The organism is Pengzhenrongella sp. (assembly GCF_036565025.1).
In the GTDB taxonomy this organism is placed as follows: domain Bacteria; phylum Actinomycetota; class Actinomycetes; order Actinomycetales; family Cellulomonadaceae; genus Pengzhenrongella.
On record NZ_DATCNW010000070.1, the window covers coordinates 1 to 18,134 of the forward strand.

Here is an 18,134-nt window from a genome sequence, read left to right on the forward strand (position 1 = left end):
GACCCGACGCCCACCCCGGACCCGACCGATCCCCCGCCGGCCACCGACCCGGTGCCCACCTCGGACCCGACGCTCTGCCCGGTCCCGAGCGACACCGAGCCGATCACGCCGGACCCCGACCCCACCTGCGTCCCGGTGATCGGGTAGACAGCGACGATCGAGCCGGAGCTCGGCGCCAGCGAGGTGAGGTCCGCGACAATGCTGAGCTCGCCCCGGTCGGATGCGGACCTCCCCCCCCGCAAACCGGTGAGCTTCTTGCCTGTCCGGGCAGCCGGCCGACGCGACCTCAGTGCAGCCCTCAGTGCAGCAAAAGTGCACCAAAACGCCTCATTCACTGCACTTTGGACGCACAGAGCGATGCACTGAGCCCCGCCCACCCCACGGTGCTAGGGGGCCGAGCCCGCCGTCGACGCCGAAGGCCTCGGCCCGCCGTCCTCGGCTCGCTCGCGCCGCGAACTGGGAGTCGTTGTCGAGTTTTCGGCGCTCCGACGACAACAACTCCCAGTTCGCGGTTGGTCGGCAGCCATTACCGCTTGCTCGGGCGAGCGATGAGAATCCCGGCTCGTGACGAACGATCGGGTGTGCGGTTCGGCCGGCGCAGGAGCGGCAGAAGACTCAGCTCAGACGTCAGTGAACCGTTCGGCGATCCCCGGGGCGCTGAGGATCTCGGCGAAGGCGTCGGCCTCCTCCCGGATGAGGACGACAGTGGAGGGCCGCGTCCGTGGCGTTGCCGGCGTACCGGACGGCCTCGAACCGCCCGCCGCGGTGCGCCACGACGCCGACCCGTGCTCAGCCTGGAAACGGTCAGGCTCAGCCTGGAAACGGTCAGGCGTCGGCGTCGGCGGGGTCGCGACCTGCCCCGGCCGTGCTCACGCGCTCGAATGTGATGCGGTGCGCGGCTCGCTGGTGCGCGCGCGCTTGGCGGCGGCTGATCAGCACCGCGAGGCCGGAGCCGAGCAGCGTGCCCAGGGTGTTGGCGACGACGTCGCGCGGCATGGCGAAGCGCTCCGGGAGCAGCGAACCCTGCGCGAGCTCCGCGAGGGTCGAGAAGCCGAAGCCGGCGAGCACGGCCACCCACCACCACTCGCGACGCAGCGCGAGGGTCAGCAGGACCCCGACCGGCACGAACAGGGAGATGTTCGCGGAGAACTCCACCTCTGTGTAGCCGATCCAGGAGGGCAGGCCTTGGTCGTGCAGCCAGCGCAGGGCCGCGAGAAGCGTGGTGTGCAGCGGCGCGTCGACCGGCGTCGGCCAGCCGAGCACGAAGGTCAGCACGACGGCGTAGCCCGCGAGCGCCCAAGCCAATCCGCGCCGGGGCAGATGCACCTGCGAATCGGATGGCATTGGGTGATTCTACGCATTTCGGGCCCAGTCGGGGGGTGAGGTGTGGTAACGAGCGGGTGAGAAATCTGCTTCGGCAGGTCGTTACCTAAGGTAATGACGTAGGCTAAGGACATGCCCAGCCCTACATCCCCCGCCACGGCTCTCGCGCCGTCTTCGTCGTCGTCGGCGGTCAAGCCGTCGCAGTGCCGCCCCGGCACGCTCGCCGGGGAGCTTCGCCTCGCCCTGCTGCGCTCGAGTCGCCGGTTGCGGATGGAGCGCAGCAGCAGCGAGATCACCGACGCCCAGTACTCCGTGCTGCACGCCCTGGCCAAGCTCGGACCGCTCACCCCCGGTGCCCTCGCCGAGCGCGAACACGTCCAGCCGCCGTCCATGACCCGCACCGTGACCTCGCTCGTCGAGGCGGGCCTCGTCTCGCGCGGGGAGCACCCGACCGACCGCCGTCAGGTGCTCGTGACCGTCACCCCCGCCGGTGAGCAAGAGGTGCGCGAGACGCGACGTCGCCGCGACGCGTGGCTCGCGAAACGCCTTGCCGGCCTGACCCTCGCCGAGCGCACCACCCTGGCCGAAGCCACCGAGATCCTCAGGAGGATCGCTACTACATGAGTCCCACTTTTTCCTCGCTGCGTTATTTCAACTACCGGTTGTGGTTCGCGGGAGCGCTCGTCGCGAACATCGGTACGTGGATGCAGCGAGTTGCCCAGGACTGGCTCGTGCTCACCGTCCTGTCCGGCGACTCCGGCGTGGCCGTCGGTGTCGTCACCGCCTTGCAGTTCCTGCCGTTCCTCGTGCTCTCCCCGCTGGGTGGCCTGCTCGCGGACCGCGTGAACCGGCGCAAGCTCGTCATCGGGACCCAGAGCGGCCTCGCCCTGCTCGCCCTCGGGCTCGGCGCGCTCGTGCTCTCCGGCCGTGTCGAGCTGTGGCACGTGTACATCTTCGCCACGCTGCTCGGCTGCGTGTCCGCGATCGACAACCCGGTCCGGCAGACCTTCGTCGCCGACATGGTGCCGGTCGACAAGCTGTCCAACGCGGTCGGCCTGAACAGCGCGTCGTTCAACGCCGCGCGGCTGATCGGCCCGGGTCTCGCCGGCCTGATGATCGCGTGGGTCGGGACCGGCTGGGTCTTCATGATCAACGGCGTGTCGTTCGCAGCGACGATCTTCGCGCTCACCCAGATGCGCACGCGCGAGCTGCGCCCGATGCCGCACGCGGTGCGCGAGAAGGGTCAGCTCCGGGCCGGCCTGCGGTACGTGCGCCGGCGCAGCGACATCCTGGTGATCTTCGTCGTCGTCGGCGTGGTGTCGACGTTCGGCCTGAACTTCCAGCTCACGAGCGCGCTGATGGCGCGCACGGAGTTCGGCATGGGCGCCGGGCAGTACGGGATCCTCGGGTCCATCCTGGCGATCGGTTCGCTCGCCGGTGCCCTGCTGGCCGCACGCCGCGAGCGGCCGCGCGTGCGGCTGGTGATCGGTTCGGCGTTCGCGTTCGGCATCGCAGACGGCGTGATGGCCCTGATGCCCACGTACCCGTCGTACGCGATCGCCTGCATCCCGGTGGGGCTCGCGTCGCTCACGATGATGACGGCGGCCAGCGCGACCATCCAGACGACCACCGACCCGGCGCTGCGCGGGCGCGTGATGGCGCTGTACATGATGGTCTTCCTCGGCGCGACGCCGATCGGCTCACCGCTGGTCGGCTGGATCGGGGAGACGTTCGGCGCCCGGTGGTCGATCGGCATCGGCTCGATCAGCGCGCTGCTGGTCGCCACCGGTGCCGCGATCTGGGTCGTGCGGCACTGGCACCTCGAGGTGCGCTACCGCGTGCTCAGCCGGCCGCACCTGCGCGTGACCTATCTCGACGCGGTCCCGGCACCGGGATCCGACGCCGAGCGGGGCGCGCGCGAGGACCTGGCGAACCGGATCCGCAGCCGAGAGCTCCAGGACCAGAACGCGACCTGAGAGCGCTCCCGCCAACGCGGTAGGTTCCGCCGGTGACCTACGCTGCGCCGCCACGACCTGCCGTTTCCCGCCGCTCGACCCGCGGCGCGAAGATCCTCACCGTTGTCGGTGCCCTCGTGTGCGTGGGCGCCGTTGTGCTCGGCGTCGCAACGGTTCGCCAGTTCGTCGGGCTGCTCCCGCTGGACGTGCTCGGTTCGAGCGGCCGACCGGGGTCGGCGGTGGTCGGCACGGTCGGCGCGCCGGGGACCGAGCAGATCACGCTCGAGGCAGGCCGCTACGCGATCTTGATCACGCAGCGAAGGCCCGACGGCGACGTCGGGCTGGCCGGCGACCTCAGCGTGACCGCACCCGACGGGACCGAGGTCGCCACGAACGGCGAGCCGCAGGTTTCGCTGAATGCCGAACGTGGCGGGGTCGCAGCGCGTTCCGTCGGCGCCTTCGTGGCAACCGAGCCGGGCGTGTACACCGTGACGGCTCCGCCCATGGCCGACGGTTCGACGGCGACCGTCATGCTCACGCCGGACGAGGACTTCGCGCTGTTCTTCATGGGCATCTTCTCGACGGTCATCGGGGCGGTCGCCGCTCTCCTCGGGGGATTTCTGGGGCTCGGCATGACCGTCGGTGGAATCGTGTGGTGGGCCAATGGCCGGCGTCCGCGCCAGGTCCCGCCGGTGCTGCCAACGCCCTGGTGAAGCGGCCCGCACCCCGCCGGCCGGTGAAATTCGGCCGACTACTTTGCCGGTAGATTTCACCCAGTTCGAGGAGACCGTGACGCCGATCCGCGACCTGGCGAACGTGCACCTCGAGCGCCGTTTCCTCACCCGGCCCGGGATCATCGAGGCGCACCGCACGCACGGCATCTTCCTGTGCCCGACCCGGATGGACACCCAGGGGGTCTCGCGGGACGAGGCGATGTCCTCGGGGCTGGTCCCGGTGACCAACGCCGTCGGCGCGGTGCCCGAGTTCGTCGACAGCCGCAGCGCGATCCTGGCCCCCGCCGACGACGCCGCGGCGCTCGCCGCGGGCATCGCGCGGCTGTACGAGGACCCGGCGCTGTTCGCCTCGATGTCCCGGGCCGCGGCGGAGCGGGTACGCGGCCAGTCCGCGATAGGCGAGGTGATCGGGCGCGAGATCAGCCTGTTCACCGCCGCGGGGCCCGACGTTGCGCCGGACGATCGCTCTGGGGCCGTGCCCGCATGAAGGTCGCGATCCTCGGGAGCTGTGTCACGCGCGATGCGCTCGAGCTCGCTTCGCGCGCCGAGCTGCCGATCGCGGGGTACTTCGCGCGCAGCTCGATCGCGAGCGCGTTCGGCTCGCGCCCGTACGACGGCGTCGACCTGGCGGCCAACCCGTCGGCCTTCCAGCGCCGGATCGTCGAGTACGACCTCGTCAAGCACCTGCCGACCTTCGTCGCGACCGCGGAGTTCGACGTGCTCGTCGTCGACCTCATCGACGAGCGGTTCGACCTGCTCCGCAACGGCGCGGGGGCGCTGTGCACGTACTCCGTCGAGCTCTCCAGGGTGCTGCCGGCCGCGAAGCTCTCCGTCGACCGGATCAGGTCAGGGTCCGAGGAGTTCTTCGAGCTCTGGACGACCGGGTGGCTGCGGTTGCTCGAGGCGCTGGAGGCGCGCCGAAAGAAGGGCGACCTCCTGGTGCACCGCGTGTTCTGGGCCACCGAGAGCGAGTCGGGGAAGAGCTTCGAGCCTGCGCACAAACCCGAGGCCATCACGCGCGCGAACGCGTTCCTGGCGCGGCTGTACGACCGGATGGCACTCGATCTCCTGGCCCATCAGTTCGTGACCGTGACCGGCATGCCGAACGTGGGCGCGGAGGAGCACACGTGGGGCAGGTCCCCGTTCCACTTCACCCGCGAGTACGGCCTGCGCTTCATCGAGGCGCTGCTGCACGCCGCCGAGCTCTGCGCCGAGGCCCGCGAGAGGGGCGTGCCGCCGACCGAACCCGGATCCTCCGCGGTGCCGCGCTTCGATGCACCCATTCAGGACACCTCCCTCGATTCTTGGGAGGCGCGGTCCTCGGTGGCCGGACCGCCGATCCACCTGCGGCACGCGATCGCGCCCGGGCTCGCGGCGCATGCCTTCCTCGCGGCCCGCGCCGCGTCCGACCACCTGGTCGTGTTCCTGCCGAGCGCGCCGTCCGCGATGAGCACGCAGCGCAACCCGTCGTTCCACCGTTGGCCGTGGCACCTGGACCTGCCGGAGGTCAGCGTGCTGGCCCTGAGTGACCCCGCCCTCTACCAGGATGACGAGCTCTGCGGCAGTTGGTTCGTGCATCCGGAGCACGACCTCATCGAGATCCTGGCCGACGTCACGCAGCGCATCGCGCGCCGGTTGGGCGTCGCGGAGGACAAGGTCCTGTTCTACGGGTCATCGATGGGCGGGTTCGGCGCCCTCGGCCTGGCCTCCTGCCTGCATGGGGCGCTGGCGGTCGCCGAGGTGCCGCAGCTCAGCATCAGGGACTGGCCGATCCATAACGCGCTGCGCCTGGTGGAGGAACGGGTCACGGGGTGCTCCCTGGCCGAGTACGAGGTCTCCCGCCCGGAGCAGGTCGACGTGCGGGCCCGGTTCGCGCGGAGCGGGCGGATCCCCCCGTTCGTAATCATCAGCAACACGGACGAGTCGACCTTCCGGGCCCAGGCCAGTCTTATCGGCGACCTGGCCGGGCTCGCCGAGGACGTCGAGGTCATCGGTGACCAGATGTTCTGGGTCTCCGGCGAAGTCAGCGGGCACGCGCTCCGGCCGAAGGACAGGGTGCTGGGGACTGTGCGCCGCTATCTGAAGCAAGGGTGGTAGCGGGGCGACGTCGGCGGCGCTCGCCGTCGTCGTCGCCCAATCACGACCGGGCGTCTCGTCTCCCCGCACCGTCAGGAATGAAGCAGGTGGTCGTAAACAGCCTGCGTCTCGGCGCTGGGCGAGACCCCGAGCTCGTCGCGGAGGATGTCACGCAGCCGGCTGTAGACGCCAAGCGCCTCGGCGACGTTGCCCTGGCGGGCTAGCGCCTGCATGAGGATCTGATAGCCGGTCTCGCGCAAGGGCGCGAGCTGAATGAGGCGGCGCCCGGTGCGAACCGCTCCGGGGAGCTCGGTCCCGCCCGTCCCGTAGGCCGCAGCCGCGTGGGCCTCCAGTGCCCGGAGCCGGACGTCCTCCATCCGGACGCGGTGCTCGTCGATCCAGGGGGCGCTCTCGCCGGGCAGGAGCTCGCGCTCGGCAATGAACAGCGCCGTCAGCGACGGCGCCCAGGCGTTCTTGAACTCACCGAGGGCGACCCGCGACTCCGCCCGATGCACGGCGGACACGGCCGTCTCCACGTCGACGTCCGTGTCCCGCGAGAGCCGCAGGTGCAGGCTCGAGCGCCCGTCGACGACCCCGGGCCCCAGGATCCGCCGGAGCTTGGAGAGTAGGGCGTTGATCCCGGCTTCGGCGGCGGCGGGGTGCTCCCGCGACCACAAGGCCTCGGCCAGCTCGGCACGGGTGGTCGAGCGGTGCCGGTTCAGCACAAGATAGGCGAACAGGAGTCGGCCCTGGCGTCCGGGCAGGCGGTCGTCGAGGCGGACCCCGTCCCACTCGAGGACGCATCCTCCACATAGCTGGATCCTGTTCACCGGACCCGGCGCCAAGGTCATGCCAACATTCTGACAACTCTCCGGGCGTACAACACAGTGAAGGACGAGATGGCCAGGATCATCCGATGCGAATGCGGGTTCGTGGCTCGGGGCGACACCAACAGCGAAGTGATCGCCACGATCCGCGGACACCTGGAGACCGACCATCCCGACCTCCTGGAGGCAGTCGGGCAGCAGGACCTGCTCGGCTGGATCCAGGTCGAGTAGCCCTGCGACGGAAGGTCTGACATGAGCACCACGACCCACGAGAGCGTGACTCGTCAGGACGTGCTCGCGACAGCAATGGCTCGAGGACCACCTTGACGACCCGGCGGTACGCGTGGTCGAGATCGATGTGAGCCAAGCGGCCCACGACGACGGGCACATCCCGGGCGCCGTGCTCTGGAATGTCTACCGTGATCTCAAGGATGCGAGCTATCAGCTCCTTGGCCCAGCCGAGTTCGAGCGACTCGTCACCCGGTCCGGGATCGCCCCAGGTTCAACGGTCGTTTTCTACGGCTACGCACCAGCTATCGGCTTCTGGCTCATGAAGCGGTACGGCCACTCCGACGTGCGGATCCTGGACAGCGCCCGCGGGGCGTGGCACGACGACGGCCGAGTCTGGACCGCAGCAGCGGCGCCGGCCCCCGCAACCAGCTACCGGCTACCCGCACCCGATGAGAGGATCCGGGCCGACCGCGCGGCGGTCGTCGCGGCGATCGGCGACCCCGCCCGCACGATCGTCGATGTGCGCACCGGCACCGAGTTCCGCGGTGAGCGGTTCTGGCCGTCCGGCGCACCTGAGCCGACGGGACGCGCCGGTCACGTGCCGTCGGCGATCAACGTGCCGATCGACGGGTTGCTCGACGAGCACGGCGCGTACCGGAGCGCGGAGGATCTGCGCCGGGTGTTCGCCCCTCTCGACCTCGCAGGAGGCGGCGAGATCATCACCTACTGCACGATCGGGGCCCGTGCGTGCACGGCTTGGTTCGCCCTCGCGCACCTGCTCGGCCGCGCACATGTGCGTGTCTACGACGGGTCCTGGGCCGACTGGGGGCATGCGCAGTCCACCCCGGTGGCAGGCGGCGCAAACGCGCCGGATCTCGGTGACCGGCTCTCCGCCGACCACCTCTGAGCCCTGGTCGTGGCCGATCAGGGTGGTGACCACCACGGTGAGTCCATCCGGGACCTGTCCGGTGAGCGACCTGAACCCCTCTACCTGAAGCCCCTGGCGAGGGGTTCGGAATGTGAACATATCTGTCTTGGGCTTTGGGATGGGGCGTTCCCGCAGGAACGTTCCCGCGGGGGACTGCCGCGGTGCGGTTGGTGTGACGATGTCGCGCTCCTGCTGCGGGACCGCGTGCTGGCAGGCGACGAAAGAGCGCACGAGGTCACGGATCGGCCTCGCTCGGACACGACTTGATCACGAAACGACGAAGGGCCGCCGGTGCACCGGTGTGCTGCGCCGACAGCACCTAGTCTGCCCGTACAGCGCCGGCCACCGCGGTTTCGCACCGGCAGGCGGACAAGCAGAGCTCCGCTGGCGGCGCGAAGCCGACCGGGGAGCGAGGGCGTCAAGGGTGCGATCAGATCCACGAGGTGCGAGGGGCACGTCGGGGGCGGTCGCCGTCGCGGTCGCACTGCTGCTGGCCGGCTGCACGCCGATCATCGGCCAGGCCCACCCCGGTGCCACCGCGTCGGACGTCGAGACCTCCCAGCCCGGACCCACGAGCAGCGGTGCAGCCGGTGCGTCGCCGAGCCCGGGCCAGTCGTTGAGCCCTTCCCCGACCGGGGCCGCGTCGGCAAGCCCGTCCCCGAGCCTCTCCCCGTCGGCCGGCCCCTCACCGACCAGTTCCGCGCCGTCCACGGCTCCGGTCCCGACCCGGTCACCCGCCCCGCCGAAGAGTCCGTCCCCCGCCGCCGCGTCGGCACCGGCACCCGGACCCGCGCTGCTGCGGTCGGGCGACGAGGGCGCGGCGGTCGCGCAGGTGCAGCGCCGCCTGCGCGAGCTCGGCTATTTCCTGCCGGCAGTTGACAGCGACTTCGGGTCGAACACTCGGCAGGCCGTGTGGGCGCTGCAGAAGGCCGCCGGGATCAGCAGGGACGGGGTGGTCGGACCGAGCACTCGCGCCGCCCTGGCCGCGGGCATCCGACCGACGCCGCGGTCGACCACCGGGCACGTGCTCGAGGTGGACCTCGACCGGCAGCTCGTGCTGGCCGTCCAGGACGGCCGGGTCGTCGCGACCATCAACGCGTCCAGCGGCAGCGGTCGGCGGTACGAGGCGCTCGGCACGATGCGCACCGCCTTCACCCCGAGGGGCGACTTCACGGTCGTGCAGCAGATCGACGGCACGCACTACTCGACCCTCGAACTGGGTGCGATGTATCGCCCGAAGTACTTCCGCGCCGGCTGGGCCATCCACGGGTCGCCCTCCGTGCCGCCGTACCCTGCCTCGCACGGCTGCGTCCGGGTCTCCAACGACGCGATCGACTGGATCTGGGACCAGTTCAAGGCCCCGGTGGGCACCCCGATCCTCGTCCACGGCGGCTAGGTACCGCCGATCACAGCCGGCCGGCCATGCCCGTCGTCAGCCCGTCGGTGGCGTCTCAGGACGCGTCCGAGTGAGCAGTTACGCTCCGTGCATGCCAGCGCTTGTGGAACCGACGACGCGTCTGCGGGCGGCATGGCGGGCAGCGCGCGACGACTGGGGTCCAGGGATCCACGAGGACGGATTCGGACTGCACACCGAGGACGACGTCGAGACGGACGACGGATTCGCGGCCTGGGTTCGGCGCTTGCGGCTGCAGTCGGATGCGACCGTGCCCCCGGCCCCGGGAGAGGTCCACGGGACCTGCTGGTGGATCGTCGAGGGAGACACCCTCCTCGGCGGCATCGCCCTGCGCCACCAGTCGAACGACCTCGTCCTGCGGGCAGGTCACGTCGGCTTCGGCATCCGCCCGTCGGCACGCGGGCGCGGTCTGGCGACGTGGGCGCTGGCGCAGGTTCTGTCGACGGCCAGGATGAAGGGGCTCGACCGGGTCCTCATCACCTGCCGGGACGACAATGCGGCATCGGCACGCGTCATTGAGCACAACGGCGGGCTGCTGTAGAACGTGCGTTAGACCGAGTCGGGGCGTATTCGACGGTATTGGGTTGCGCTCGCCTGACGGCCGCTCCGGGCCGGTTTCGCCAGCGACTTAGGTGGCGCTATGTGATGTTTGGCGACCAGCGCGGCGGGTTGCCCTCGAGGCGACTCTTGGGCGACCTACTGGCTTTATTGCTAACGGTTCTTGTGCGCTGGGCGGGGGTGGCGGCCGGGCAGTACAACCGCCCACTCATACCGACGACCGTGCGTGGCTCAGATGCCACGAATCCCGTGGCACCCGGTGCAGAGAGCGTCTTTCCTAGGGCTCGGGACTCTCGCTGTCCGCGCGACGACCCAGCATTCGACGGGTAAGGAGCGCCGCGGCGAGGGGAAGGGGAATTACGATCAGTGGCGTCACACTGTCCGAGAGGTGCAGCACGAGCCGACAGACGACCTCGAGCACAGCGAAGGTACCCACGTAGACGGCTACGGTCCAAACATTCTTCACAGTCGCATCTTTCCACGCGGAGGTCGACCACCACGACTTGCACATCGTGCGCCTATGTCAACTCGAGGCTGGCGGTCGCACCCGGACGGCGCGGACCTGATGGCGGTCGCCGTGACGCAGGCATCGCGGGATGCAGCCTCCGCGCGCCGACCTGAAGAGCCAACTGCCCTGGGGCGAATGACCCAGAGCCGTCCGCGGCGGGCTGGCACACGCTGATGCCGAGTCGGTCGACGCCGCCTAGCGGTCGCTCTCTGCCGGCACGCAGCGCCCGTGCGGGGCGGGTCCGACGATTACCCGACTGACGTGTCAGGACTGGCCCGATTGCGATCTAGTTCGATGGCATACGTACGTGCCACCGATCTGAGCTGCTTGCTACCGGCGTCCGGGTCTTGCCGCTGCGCGGGCGGCTGCGCGCGCCCGGATCTGTCGCAGTTCTGGTCCATCGCGCGGAGCGGCCGCCGGTCGCGTTTCGAGCACGGTGCATGATGGGCTCGTGACTACCGGCGATCGAGGCGTTCCACCCGCCAGACCGGGCCCAAGAACAGCGCTCAATCGCATCCTTGCGCCGGCGTTCGCCCGGTCGGTCACCGCGGCGGTGACGTGAGCAGAGGGGCGCGTAAGGCCGGGCCGTCATGGCCGAAGCGCGAGAACCCGTCGGATGCATCCAAGCCGCCAGGGTTCCCACCGATCCGACCGCGACGCTCGCGAGGCCGGCGGCCCGGGCGTGGGGGGCGTTGGACTGCGACCATCTGCTTCCTGATCTCTCTGGCCGGCGCAAGTGTTTTCGCCAGCATGCTGTTCATCTACCCGTATGACGTCGACCTGCACAGACTCTCCTTGTCACTTGAGGACCACGGGACCCATACAGTCGCCGAAGCCGTGCGCATAACAATTGAGAGAGGACGTTACGGCTATGAGCGGGCAGAGGTGACCTTCAAGACCGAGGATGGGACACGAGTAAACACCTTATTGCTCGGATCGAATCCTTCCGCTGAGGACGACCCTGCCTATGCACGCGGACTGCGCGTGGCCTACCTGCTGGACGATCCTCGCCGGGTAATGGCTGTCGACGACGTCACCTACTACGTCGATCCGCGAGAGTTGGCGACCTCTCGGCTAGTCATGGTCCTTTCGCCAATCCCCGCAATATTGCAGACTCTCGTCTGGTTGAGGACAGGGCGACCACGCTGGGGAATCTTTCCCCGCGGCGTGCGGCTTGCCGAATAGGCCCTCAATCCCCGCAGACAACAAGACCAAACGCTGACAAGAAGGGCTCACCAACCATGCCTCTCGAAGCGAGGGCACCGCCGGTCGTCAGGAGATACTGCTGTCCGGCACACGTCGCCATTCGCCCCGCGCAGGGAGTCGGCAAGGCGGAATGAGATCCACGTATGGGTCCGCCTGCGGGCCTGCCAGCTGTCGGCAAGCGAAGCGCGAATTTAAGAGCCGCAACTCATAACGGTCGCTCAGCATCGGTCCTACCCGCTGCTGAGGTCGAGATTCTGGCGGTGCGTTCGTAAGCCGCGAGCTCCTGTCGGGGGCACTTGACCTCAGGGGGCGCCCTCCGACAAGGAGGGTAGTTCCGGCTCTGCTGCGGCTCGTTGGCGTTCGAACTCTTGTGCCTCGCCGATCATCTGAGCGGCCAAGGCGTACGCGGCTGCTTCATCGTCGACGCAGCGTTGGAAGCGTTCATACCGCTCCAGCACCTCGGCTTCGTCGAGCGCGGCGACCCATCGGTTCACCGTGGCTGCCGCGGTGGGCGAAGCGCCGAAGAGGATGATTCGAGGAAGCCGCCAGCGCAGACGGAAGGCGAGAATCCGTTGCTCGTGCCGGTCCACGGCTGTGGTCCAAGTGCCGGCGGAGATCGCTGCGCGATGGTCGTGATGCCCGACGGTGGTGTCATACCAAGCCGGGAGATGGTCGACGTCGGGCGTGCCGGTGATCAGGATCGGCACGGCTCGGGTGCGGACCCAGTGGGCGATTTCTCCCAACTCCAGTATGACGGTCGGCCACTGGTTAGTACCTGGCCGCTGAACTCCGAGAATTACGTTGAGTTGAATCTCGGGCTCGGCTGCCGCCAAGTCGATCGGCAACCTCGCCAGCACATCGCCGACCCGTACCGGGCCGAGGGTCTGGAAGTACTCGATCCGTGGATCCGAAGCCGGTGACAGGGGGCCGGTCTCGATGCGGAGCGCAGAGACCGCGGGCGACCGATGCTTCATGACATTCGTATGAGCCGCGAGCAGCGCCATGGGGTGGTCCTGAGGAGAATTTCGCCGCTGGTACGGCTGAAGCGCGCGTATGTAGGTCAGCACGGGCGAGGAACGGAGTTGCAGTGGCTTGGGAGCTCGGTTCTTTCGGTCCGCCAGCCACTTCTCAAACTTGTCCGCTGTGTCGAAAGCTGGCATCTCAATCGCCCGTGCCTCGGCCGTCGTCAGGGGTGCCCGATTGGCATGCTCGACCTCCGCGTAGAGAGTGTGCTCGACGGCAGCGCGCAATGTCGTCAGGACGTCGGCGACATAAAATGAGAGCGCCGGCGGCAGCGGCGTGACCCCGGCCACGATGGCCACGGCCATGCCTTCGCGAGCGACCATCTCTACAGTGAGTCCGCCATGCGGCGTTGTGCCGAAGTCGTACACCAAGTTGGCCACCTGGCCCAGCAGATCGTCGGCGTGGGCGAGCGCCGCCACGACCGGGAGATGCCGCTCGGGCAGCCAGGACAAGTCGCGCGTCACGACCGGGCACCCGTGCCGTCGTCGTCGGCGAAGTGCCTGCCGAGGAACGAGCAGACCTGACTCGCTGTGGACCTTGGCGGTCCCGGCGTCGCGCTGACATGCTCCGGCACGTTCACGCGGGCACCGTAACTGCACAACGGTGCAACGAGCGAGCGCCTCGCCGGGAGAGCAGTCCCTACTGCACAGCATCCCGAGCCAACGCCAGTTCCAAAGGCACAAACTGGCTTGCACGGCCGTCTAGGCTGTCATTCTTGAGCCTCTGCATGGTCGCGGCGATGAGCGGTTCATTCTGAATCTCTCGCAGGCGCTTCGAGATCAAACCTACTTCCTCGGTTTGGAAATACAAACTGGCAGTGGGAGCACAAGAAACATCGTCGACGGTCAGCAGCGGACGCCGCTTAGTTGGTGCTAAGCGATGCCCGCCCGGACCGCTCATAGTGGTCGCTCAGCTCCGTTGGGCAGCTTCGCCGCGCCGCGCCGCGCACACGTTCCCGCGGGAACGTCCCGATTTCGGAGGCTGACCCGAGAGATCAGCATGTGAACGATTTCGTTCCGAATCACGGGATGAGACGTTCCCGCGGGAACGCGGCACGGTCCTGCCAGGGCTGCCAGTTGGCGGACCCGCTCCGCGACGCACGGGACAACGCTCAACGGTCGTCAAGCGCCGGTCCCGCCGACGACTTGGTGGCGTTGAGCGCTGTCCTGTGCCCGAACCTCGACTCCGCTGCCTTCTGCCCGCTCTACGCCGGTCTAGCCTTCGTCGATGAGTACTGACGACGTCCACGCGCTGGGCTATCGGCGGGTGGACGCATCCCCAGACCCGAGAGTCCTGCTCGCGCGCATGATTGCCAACGCTGGCTGGAGCGCGACTGTCGACCTCCGGGCATGGGAGCGCGACAACCTGCGGCTGACCACGGGGGAGCGGCTCCTCGACGTCGGCTGCGGTCTCGGCGAGGCGGCCCGCGCGCTCGCAGTCGACTTGGGACCAACCGGCGAGGTCATCGGCCTCGACGCGAGCATGGCCATGCTCGACGCAGCCCGATCGAGCTGGGATGCCGCCTGCCCGGCGCGCTTCGCGCTCAGCGACGCGCAGGCCCTCGACGTCCCGTCCGGGTCGTTCGATGTCGCCCGCAGCGAACGTGTTCTCCAGTGGCTCCCCGACCCGCAGGCAGCCGTCACCGAGCTGGCGCGAGTGCTGCGATCCGGTGGACGACTCTCGCTCATCGACACCGACTGGGGGTCACTCCGGCTCGACTTCGGCGCCGACGACCTCGCCGATGCCGTGCGTCGGACCATGTGCGTCGAGCGCGCCCGACCCTCCCGCATCGGCCGTCGTCTCGCTGATCTGGCCCGCGCGGTCGGCTTCCGCGGCATCGTCTCGACGCAGGCGACCCAGGTCTGGTCGAGCTGGGACCCCGACTCGTCCCCCGCGCCCGACGGTTGCTTCTCGATGCGAGACCTCGCACAGGACGTCATCGACGCAGGCGAGCTCGAAGCGAATGAACTCGACCGGTTCGTCACCACCGCTCACGACGCCGCCCGTCAGGGACGATTCACCATGTCGCTCACGATGCACGCGGTGGCTGCAACTCGCCCGTAGCCGAACGCCTGATGGACTGCACAGCGTCGGGTCGCGCACTGGCAAACGGCGAATCCGACATCGGCCGGGCATCGGCGCGTGGCGGTCACCCCGGGATGCCCCGCAAACACCGTCGGGGTCAGCCCGCGTCATGCTCGGCCATCGTCGCTGTGGTCTCGATGACAGACTGGCGCACATGGGCGACCTGAGGCTCGCGACCCTGCGATTAGAACCGGTCGTTGTTTCGTATGACGTCATCGACGGCAACATCACCCGACACCCGCAGCAGCACTTCCTTGACTTGGTCGTCGACGGGACCTCGCTCCGCGAGCGCGTCGAGGGCGGGCACGACATGGTCACTGCGTTGTGCCGGACCTGGGACGAGGCACTCGTCACCGAAGCGGTTGAGGTCCTGCTAGGCCGACGCGGAACCTGCGAGACCGATGCTCCACGGGTCGAGCTCTTGGTCTGCAAGCTGTGCGGCGACGTCGGCTGTGGAACCCTGACCGCTCGACTGACGCTCACCCCGTCCGCGGTGACCTGGTCAAATTTCCTGTGGGAGGGCTCCGCGACGGGGGCGGCCCCGGTGGAAGGCATCTCCGAGCCATTCGTCTTCGAGCGAGACGAGTACGAGGCGGCGTTCGTCAATGCTACCGAGCGCGTTGCCGCCTTCCCGTATGACGAGTTGGCTCATCGCGGTCGGCGCTTTCTGTGGCCATGGCAGTGGGGTTGGCGCTTGCCCGGACCGTAGCGGCCACCGCCGAGCCCTCGGCGTGGGCTCGCTACCGAGCGGCTTTGCTTGGCGCGTACGGCGCCGCAGTCTCCCAGCGCAGGCGCGGCTTCCACGGCATTGACAGCAGGAATCCTGCTAGCCCCTCGTGCGTGCTTTCCCGCAAGACACCGTCCGGCGTGCGCACCCGGTAGGTAGTGATGCCGCGACCCTTGCCCACCTCGACGGCGCCGGCTACGGCCGCGTCCACGATCGCTTGCACGACCTCGACGCTTTCCGCCGTGCGCGGCAGGTCCCACCCGACTGCGTCGCCAAGTCCGACGGTGATTTCCTCCGCCGAGTGCATCCACCACACGGGCACGGCGCCCTGGGCTGCAGGATCCACGTTCGCACCCTCCACAACGCCGATCGCCTCGGCGCGTTCGCGCCCGACGGTCGCGACGCCGGCGAGGCGGGTGGTGAGGGTGCTGGCGAGGCGGCGCAGTTCGGTGGTGATCTCGTCGAGGGGAAGCGGGAGGTCCTCCGGTTTCTTCACAGCCGCATTGTGCCGCACGGCTTGCCGACGAACCGCAGCCGCGTTGACGGATGAGTTGAGCAAGTGGTGGGTGATCGTTTCCGTCTCGAGTTCCGAGATGAAACGTTCCGCAGAAACGCCCACCCGGCTCGGCATTGCCCGCGTCCTGGGCGTGGATAGTCGCCAGGGCGGCCCCGACGTCCATCGCAGATCCCACGAGCGCCGCGCGGGGCGTCGTCGTCCGCGGATGTCTTGACCACCAACACCTCACCGGTGGACGTCGTCACCAGGCGACCAGCTGGTGGTACAGATTCCCGAGACCAGAACAGGCACTGGAAGAACGGGCAACCGCAAAGACATGAGACCGGCACGGTTTCCGCTGAGACGTGGCCTGCCTACTCTGTTGGTAACTGGTCAGGTTGTCGTGGGGTGGGGCGGGCTGATCCGCGCGAGGCGCTCATCGCAGTTTGAATAGGCGTCCGATTTGGAAGTATCACCATCTTGGTTGATTGAAAATCGGTTCGTCGTGAATTGTGCGGCGTGTCGCACCTGATTGATTGCCCGTAGGTGCGAGAATACTCTCATGAACGCACCGACTTATTCCGAGCTGGCGGAATTGGTGTCGGTGCTGAACGCGCAGCTTTCGGCGTTGACCCAGAAGTTCACCGCGCTGGAGGACGAAATGGTGGTCTTGCGCGAGGAGAATCACGCATTGAAGGGCCGGATCGGTGAGCTCGAGGCCCAGGTGCGCACAAACTCGCGGAACTCATCCAAGCCGCCGTCCTCGGACGGCCTGGGCAAGCCGGCCCCGAAGTCGCTGCGGAAGCCGTCCGGGCGCCCGCCCGGTGGGCAGGCCGGCCACGAGGGAACCACCCTGCGGCAGGTCGCGAACCCCGACGTCGTGGTGCGCCACGAACCACCGCAGTGCGGCGGGTGCGGAGCGGACCTGGCCGGCGCGACCGTGGTGGGCACCAGCCGGGCGCAGGTGTTCGACATCCCACCCATCGCCCTGCACGTGGTCGAGCACCAGATCATCAGCCGGCAATGCCAGTGCGGGACCACCACCGCCGGGCACGCCCCGGCCGGGGTGAACGCACCGGTGCAGTACGGGCCGAGCGCCCAAGCGGTCATGGTGTACCTGTTCGCGGGGCAGTTCCTGTCCCGGGAGCGGACCGCCCACGCGCTGTCGGACCTGTTCGGCGCACCGGTCTCCCCGGCCACGGTCGCCGCGGCCACCACCCGCGCCGCCGATGACCTCGCCCCGTTCGTGTCGCACATCGGCGCCCAGATCGCCGCCGCAGCCGTCGCGCACTTCGACGAGACCGGGCTGCGCTGCGAGGGTCGCCTCGCCTGGATGCACTCCGCGTCCACCGAGCGGTACTCCCTGCTGCACGCCCACCCGAACCGCGGGAAGACCGCGATGGACGACATGGGGGTCCTACCCACGTTCACCGGTACCGCCGTGCACGACGCGTTCGCGCCCTACGACCGGTACACCGGCGCCACGCACTCCTTGTGCAACTCCCACCTGCTGCGCGAGCTCGCCGCGGTCGCCGAGCACCACGAACAGACCGGGGACACACCCGGACCCGACGGGTGGTGCTGGGCCACCCAGGTCACCGACTCCCTGCTCACCGTCCTGGCAGCCGTCAACCAAGCCAAAGAATCCGCAGCCGACGCCATCGACACCGACCTGCTGGCGACCCAAACCGAACTCATCCGCCACGGCGCCCTCATCGGAGCGAACACGACCCCGACGAACAAGGTCGAACAAAAGCACCGTGCACTCGCCCGGCGGATCCTCAAACGCACCGACGACTACCTACGGTTCGCCACCGACCTGTCCGTCAGCTTCACGAACAACGCGGCCGAGCAGCAGATCCGCATGGTCAAAATCCGGCAAAAAATATCCGGAAGCATGCGCACCATGAAAGGCGCGAAAGACTTCGCCGCCATCCGCTCCTACATCGCGACCGCCGCCAAGCACGGCATCACCATGTTCGACGCGCTCAACCGCCTCACAAGCCAAGACCCCTGGTACCCCGCCACCACCTGACCAGTTAC

The 18,134-nt window shown here is 68.7% G+C and carries 15 protein-coding genes and 1 pseudogene; 12 read left to right on the top strand and 4 right to left on the bottom strand.

Annotated features, from left to right (window positions below):
• Positions 1–825: 825 nt before the first annotated feature.
• On the bottom strand, positions 826–1,344 hold the full coding sequence (locus VIM26_RS03700; RefSeq protein WP_331948986.1) for a VanZ family protein: 519 nt from the start codon (positions 1,342–1,344) through the stop codon (positions 826–828).
• Positions 1,345–1,455: 111 nt separating this feature from the next.
• Between VIM26_RS03700 and VIM26_RS03705 the strand changes: the two genes are divergently transcribed.
• From VIM26_RS03705 to VIM26_RS03725, 5 genes are all read left to right on the top strand, one after another.
• Positions 1,456–1,947, top strand: a complete 492-nt coding sequence (locus VIM26_RS03705) for a MarR family transcriptional regulator (RefSeq protein WP_331948987.1) — start codon at positions 1,456–1,458, stop codon at positions 1,945–1,947.
• Positions 1,944–3,299: an MFS transporter gene (locus VIM26_RS03710; protein ID WP_331948988.1), complete on the top strand. Its 1,356-nt coding sequence runs from the start codon at positions 1,944–1,946 to the stop codon at positions 3,297–3,299. The genes VIM26_RS03705 and VIM26_RS03710 overlap by 4 nt, the downstream gene beginning before the upstream one ends.
• Positions 3,300–3,331: 32 nt before the next feature.
• Complete coding sequence (locus tag VIM26_RS03715) at positions 3,332–3,991, top strand: hypothetical protein (RefSeq protein WP_331948989.1); 660 nt, start codon at positions 3,332–3,334, stop codon at positions 3,989–3,991.
• 76 nt (positions 3,992–4,067) lie between these two features.
• Positions 4,068–4,499 (top strand): glycosyltransferase, encoded by a 432-nt coding sequence (locus tag VIM26_RS03720; protein WP_331948990.1) that lies wholly within the window; start codon positions 4,068–4,070, stop codon positions 4,497–4,499.
• The gene (locus VIM26_RS03725) at positions 4,496–6,109 is read left to right on the top strand and encodes a DUF6270 domain-containing protein (RefSeq protein ID WP_331948991.1); all 1,614 of its coding nucleotides are present in this window, start codon (positions 4,496–4,498) and stop codon (positions 6,107–6,109) included. Before VIM26_RS03720 ends, VIM26_RS03725 begins: the two co-directional genes overlap by 4 nt.
• Positions 6,110–6,180: 71 nt before the next feature.
• Here VIM26_RS03725 and VIM26_RS03730 read toward each other — a convergent pair whose 3' ends face one another.
• On the bottom strand, positions 6,181–6,939 hold the full coding sequence (locus VIM26_RS03730) for an AfsR/SARP family transcriptional regulator (RefSeq protein WP_331948992.1): 759 nt from the start codon (positions 6,937–6,939) through the stop codon (positions 6,181–6,183).
• A gap of 289 nt (positions 6,940–7,228) precedes the next feature.
• Between VIM26_RS03730 and VIM26_RS03740 the strand changes: the two are divergent.
• The 4 genes and pseudogenes from VIM26_RS03740 to VIM26_RS03755 all read left to right on the top strand — a co-directional run.
• A pseudogene (locus VIM26_RS03740) lies at positions 7,229–8,053 on the top strand (sulfurtransferase); the annotation flags it as partial.
• Positions 8,054–8,498: 445 nt separating this feature from the next.
• Positions 8,499–9,470 carry a L,D-transpeptidase family protein gene (locus tag VIM26_RS03745; RefSeq protein WP_331948993.1) on the top strand — a complete coding sequence of 324 codons (972 nt, stop codon included), beginning with the start codon at positions 8,499–8,501 and terminating at the stop codon, positions 9,468–9,470.
• A gap of 91 nt (positions 9,471–9,561) precedes the next feature.
• A complete protein-coding gene (locus VIM26_RS03750; protein ID WP_331948994.1) occupies positions 9,562–10,029 on the top strand; it encodes a GNAT family N-acetyltransferase in 468 nt (155 codons plus the stop codon).
• A gap of 1,275 nt (positions 10,030–11,304) precedes the next feature.
• The gene (locus VIM26_RS03755) at positions 11,305–11,739 is read left to right on the top strand and encodes a hypothetical protein (RefSeq protein ID WP_331948995.1); all 435 of its coding nucleotides are present in this window, start codon (positions 11,305–11,307) and stop codon (positions 11,737–11,739) included.
• Positions 11,740–12,062: 323 nt separating this feature from the next.
• On the opposite strand, the gene VIM26_RS03760 is transcribed toward VIM26_RS03755, so the two are convergent.
• Entirely contained in the window at positions 12,063–13,247 is a 1,185-nt protein-coding gene (locus VIM26_RS03760; RefSeq protein ID WP_331948996.1) for a hypothetical protein, read from the bottom strand.
• 763 nt (positions 13,248–14,010) lie between these two features.
• On the opposite strand from VIM26_RS03760, the gene VIM26_RS03765 reads away from it, so the two are divergent.
• Positions 14,011–14,847 carry a methyltransferase domain-containing protein gene (locus VIM26_RS03765; RefSeq protein ID WP_331948997.1) on the top strand — a complete coding sequence of 279 codons (837 nt, stop codon included), beginning with the start codon at positions 14,011–14,013 and terminating at the stop codon, positions 14,845–14,847.
• Between the two features lie 175 nt (positions 14,848–15,022).
• The gene (locus tag VIM26_RS03770; protein ID WP_331948998.1) at positions 15,023–15,577 is read left to right on the top strand and encodes a hypothetical protein; all 555 of its coding nucleotides are present in this window, start codon (positions 15,023–15,025) and stop codon (positions 15,575–15,577) included.
• A 31-nt stretch (positions 15,578–15,608) separates the two neighbouring features.
• On the opposite strand, the gene VIM26_RS03775 is transcribed toward VIM26_RS03770, so the two are convergent.
• Complete coding sequence (locus tag VIM26_RS03775) at positions 15,609–16,226, bottom strand: hypothetical protein (protein WP_331948999.1); 618 nt, start codon at positions 16,224–16,226, stop codon at positions 15,609–15,611.
• Between the two features lie 427 nt (positions 16,227–16,653).
• Between VIM26_RS03775 and tnpC the strand changes: the two genes are divergently transcribed.
• Entirely contained in the window at positions 16,654–18,126 is a 1,473-nt protein-coding gene (tnpC, locus tag VIM26_RS03780) for an IS66 family transposase (RefSeq protein ID WP_331949000.1), read from the top strand.
• Positions 18,127–18,134: the final 8 nt, after the last annotated feature.

Bases quoted from the DNA above. Each gene is read 5' to 3' on its own strand.
- VIM26_RS03700 (WP_331948986.1), bottom strand. From the start codon at position 1,344: ATGCCATCCGATTCGCAGGTGCATCTGCCCCGGCGCGGATTGGCTTGG.
- VIM26_RS03710 (WP_331948988.1), top strand. From the start codon at position 1,944: ATGAGTCCCACTTTTTCCTCGCTGCGTTATTTCAACTACCGGTTGTGG.
- VIM26_RS03750 (WP_331948994.1), top strand. From the start codon at position 9,562: ATGCCAGCGCTTGTGGAACCGACGACGCGTCTGCGGGCGGCATGGCGG.
- VIM26_RS03705 (WP_331948987.1), top strand. From the start codon at position 1,456: ATGCCCAGCCCTACATCCCCCGCCACGGCTCTCGCGCCGTCTTCGTCG.
- VIM26_RS03730 (WP_331948992.1), bottom strand. From the start codon at position 6,939: ATGACCTTGGCGCCGGGTCCGGTGAACAGGATCCAGCTATGTGGAGGA.
- VIM26_RS03755 (WP_331948995.1), top strand. From the start codon at position 11,305: ATGCTGTTCATCTACCCGTATGACGTCGACCTGCACAGACTCTCCTTG.
- VIM26_RS03775 (WP_331948999.1), bottom strand. From the start codon at position 16,226: ATGCCGAGCCGGGTGGGCGTTTCTGCGGAACGTTTCATCTCGGAACTC.
- VIM26_RS03765 (WP_331948997.1), top strand. From the start codon at position 14,011: ATGAGTACTGACGACGTCCACGCGCTGGGCTATCGGCGGGTGGACGCA.
- VIM26_RS03725 (WP_331948991.1), top strand. From the start codon at position 4,496: ATGAAGGTCGCGATCCTCGGGAGCTGTGTCACGCGCGATGCGCTCGAG.
- tnpC (WP_331949000.1), top strand. From the start codon at position 16,654: ATGAACGCACCGACTTATTCCGAGCTGGCGGAATTGGTGTCGGTGCTG.
- VIM26_RS03770 (WP_331948998.1), top strand. From the start codon at position 15,023: ATGGGCGACCTGAGGCTCGCGACCCTGCGATTAGAACCGGTCGTTGTT.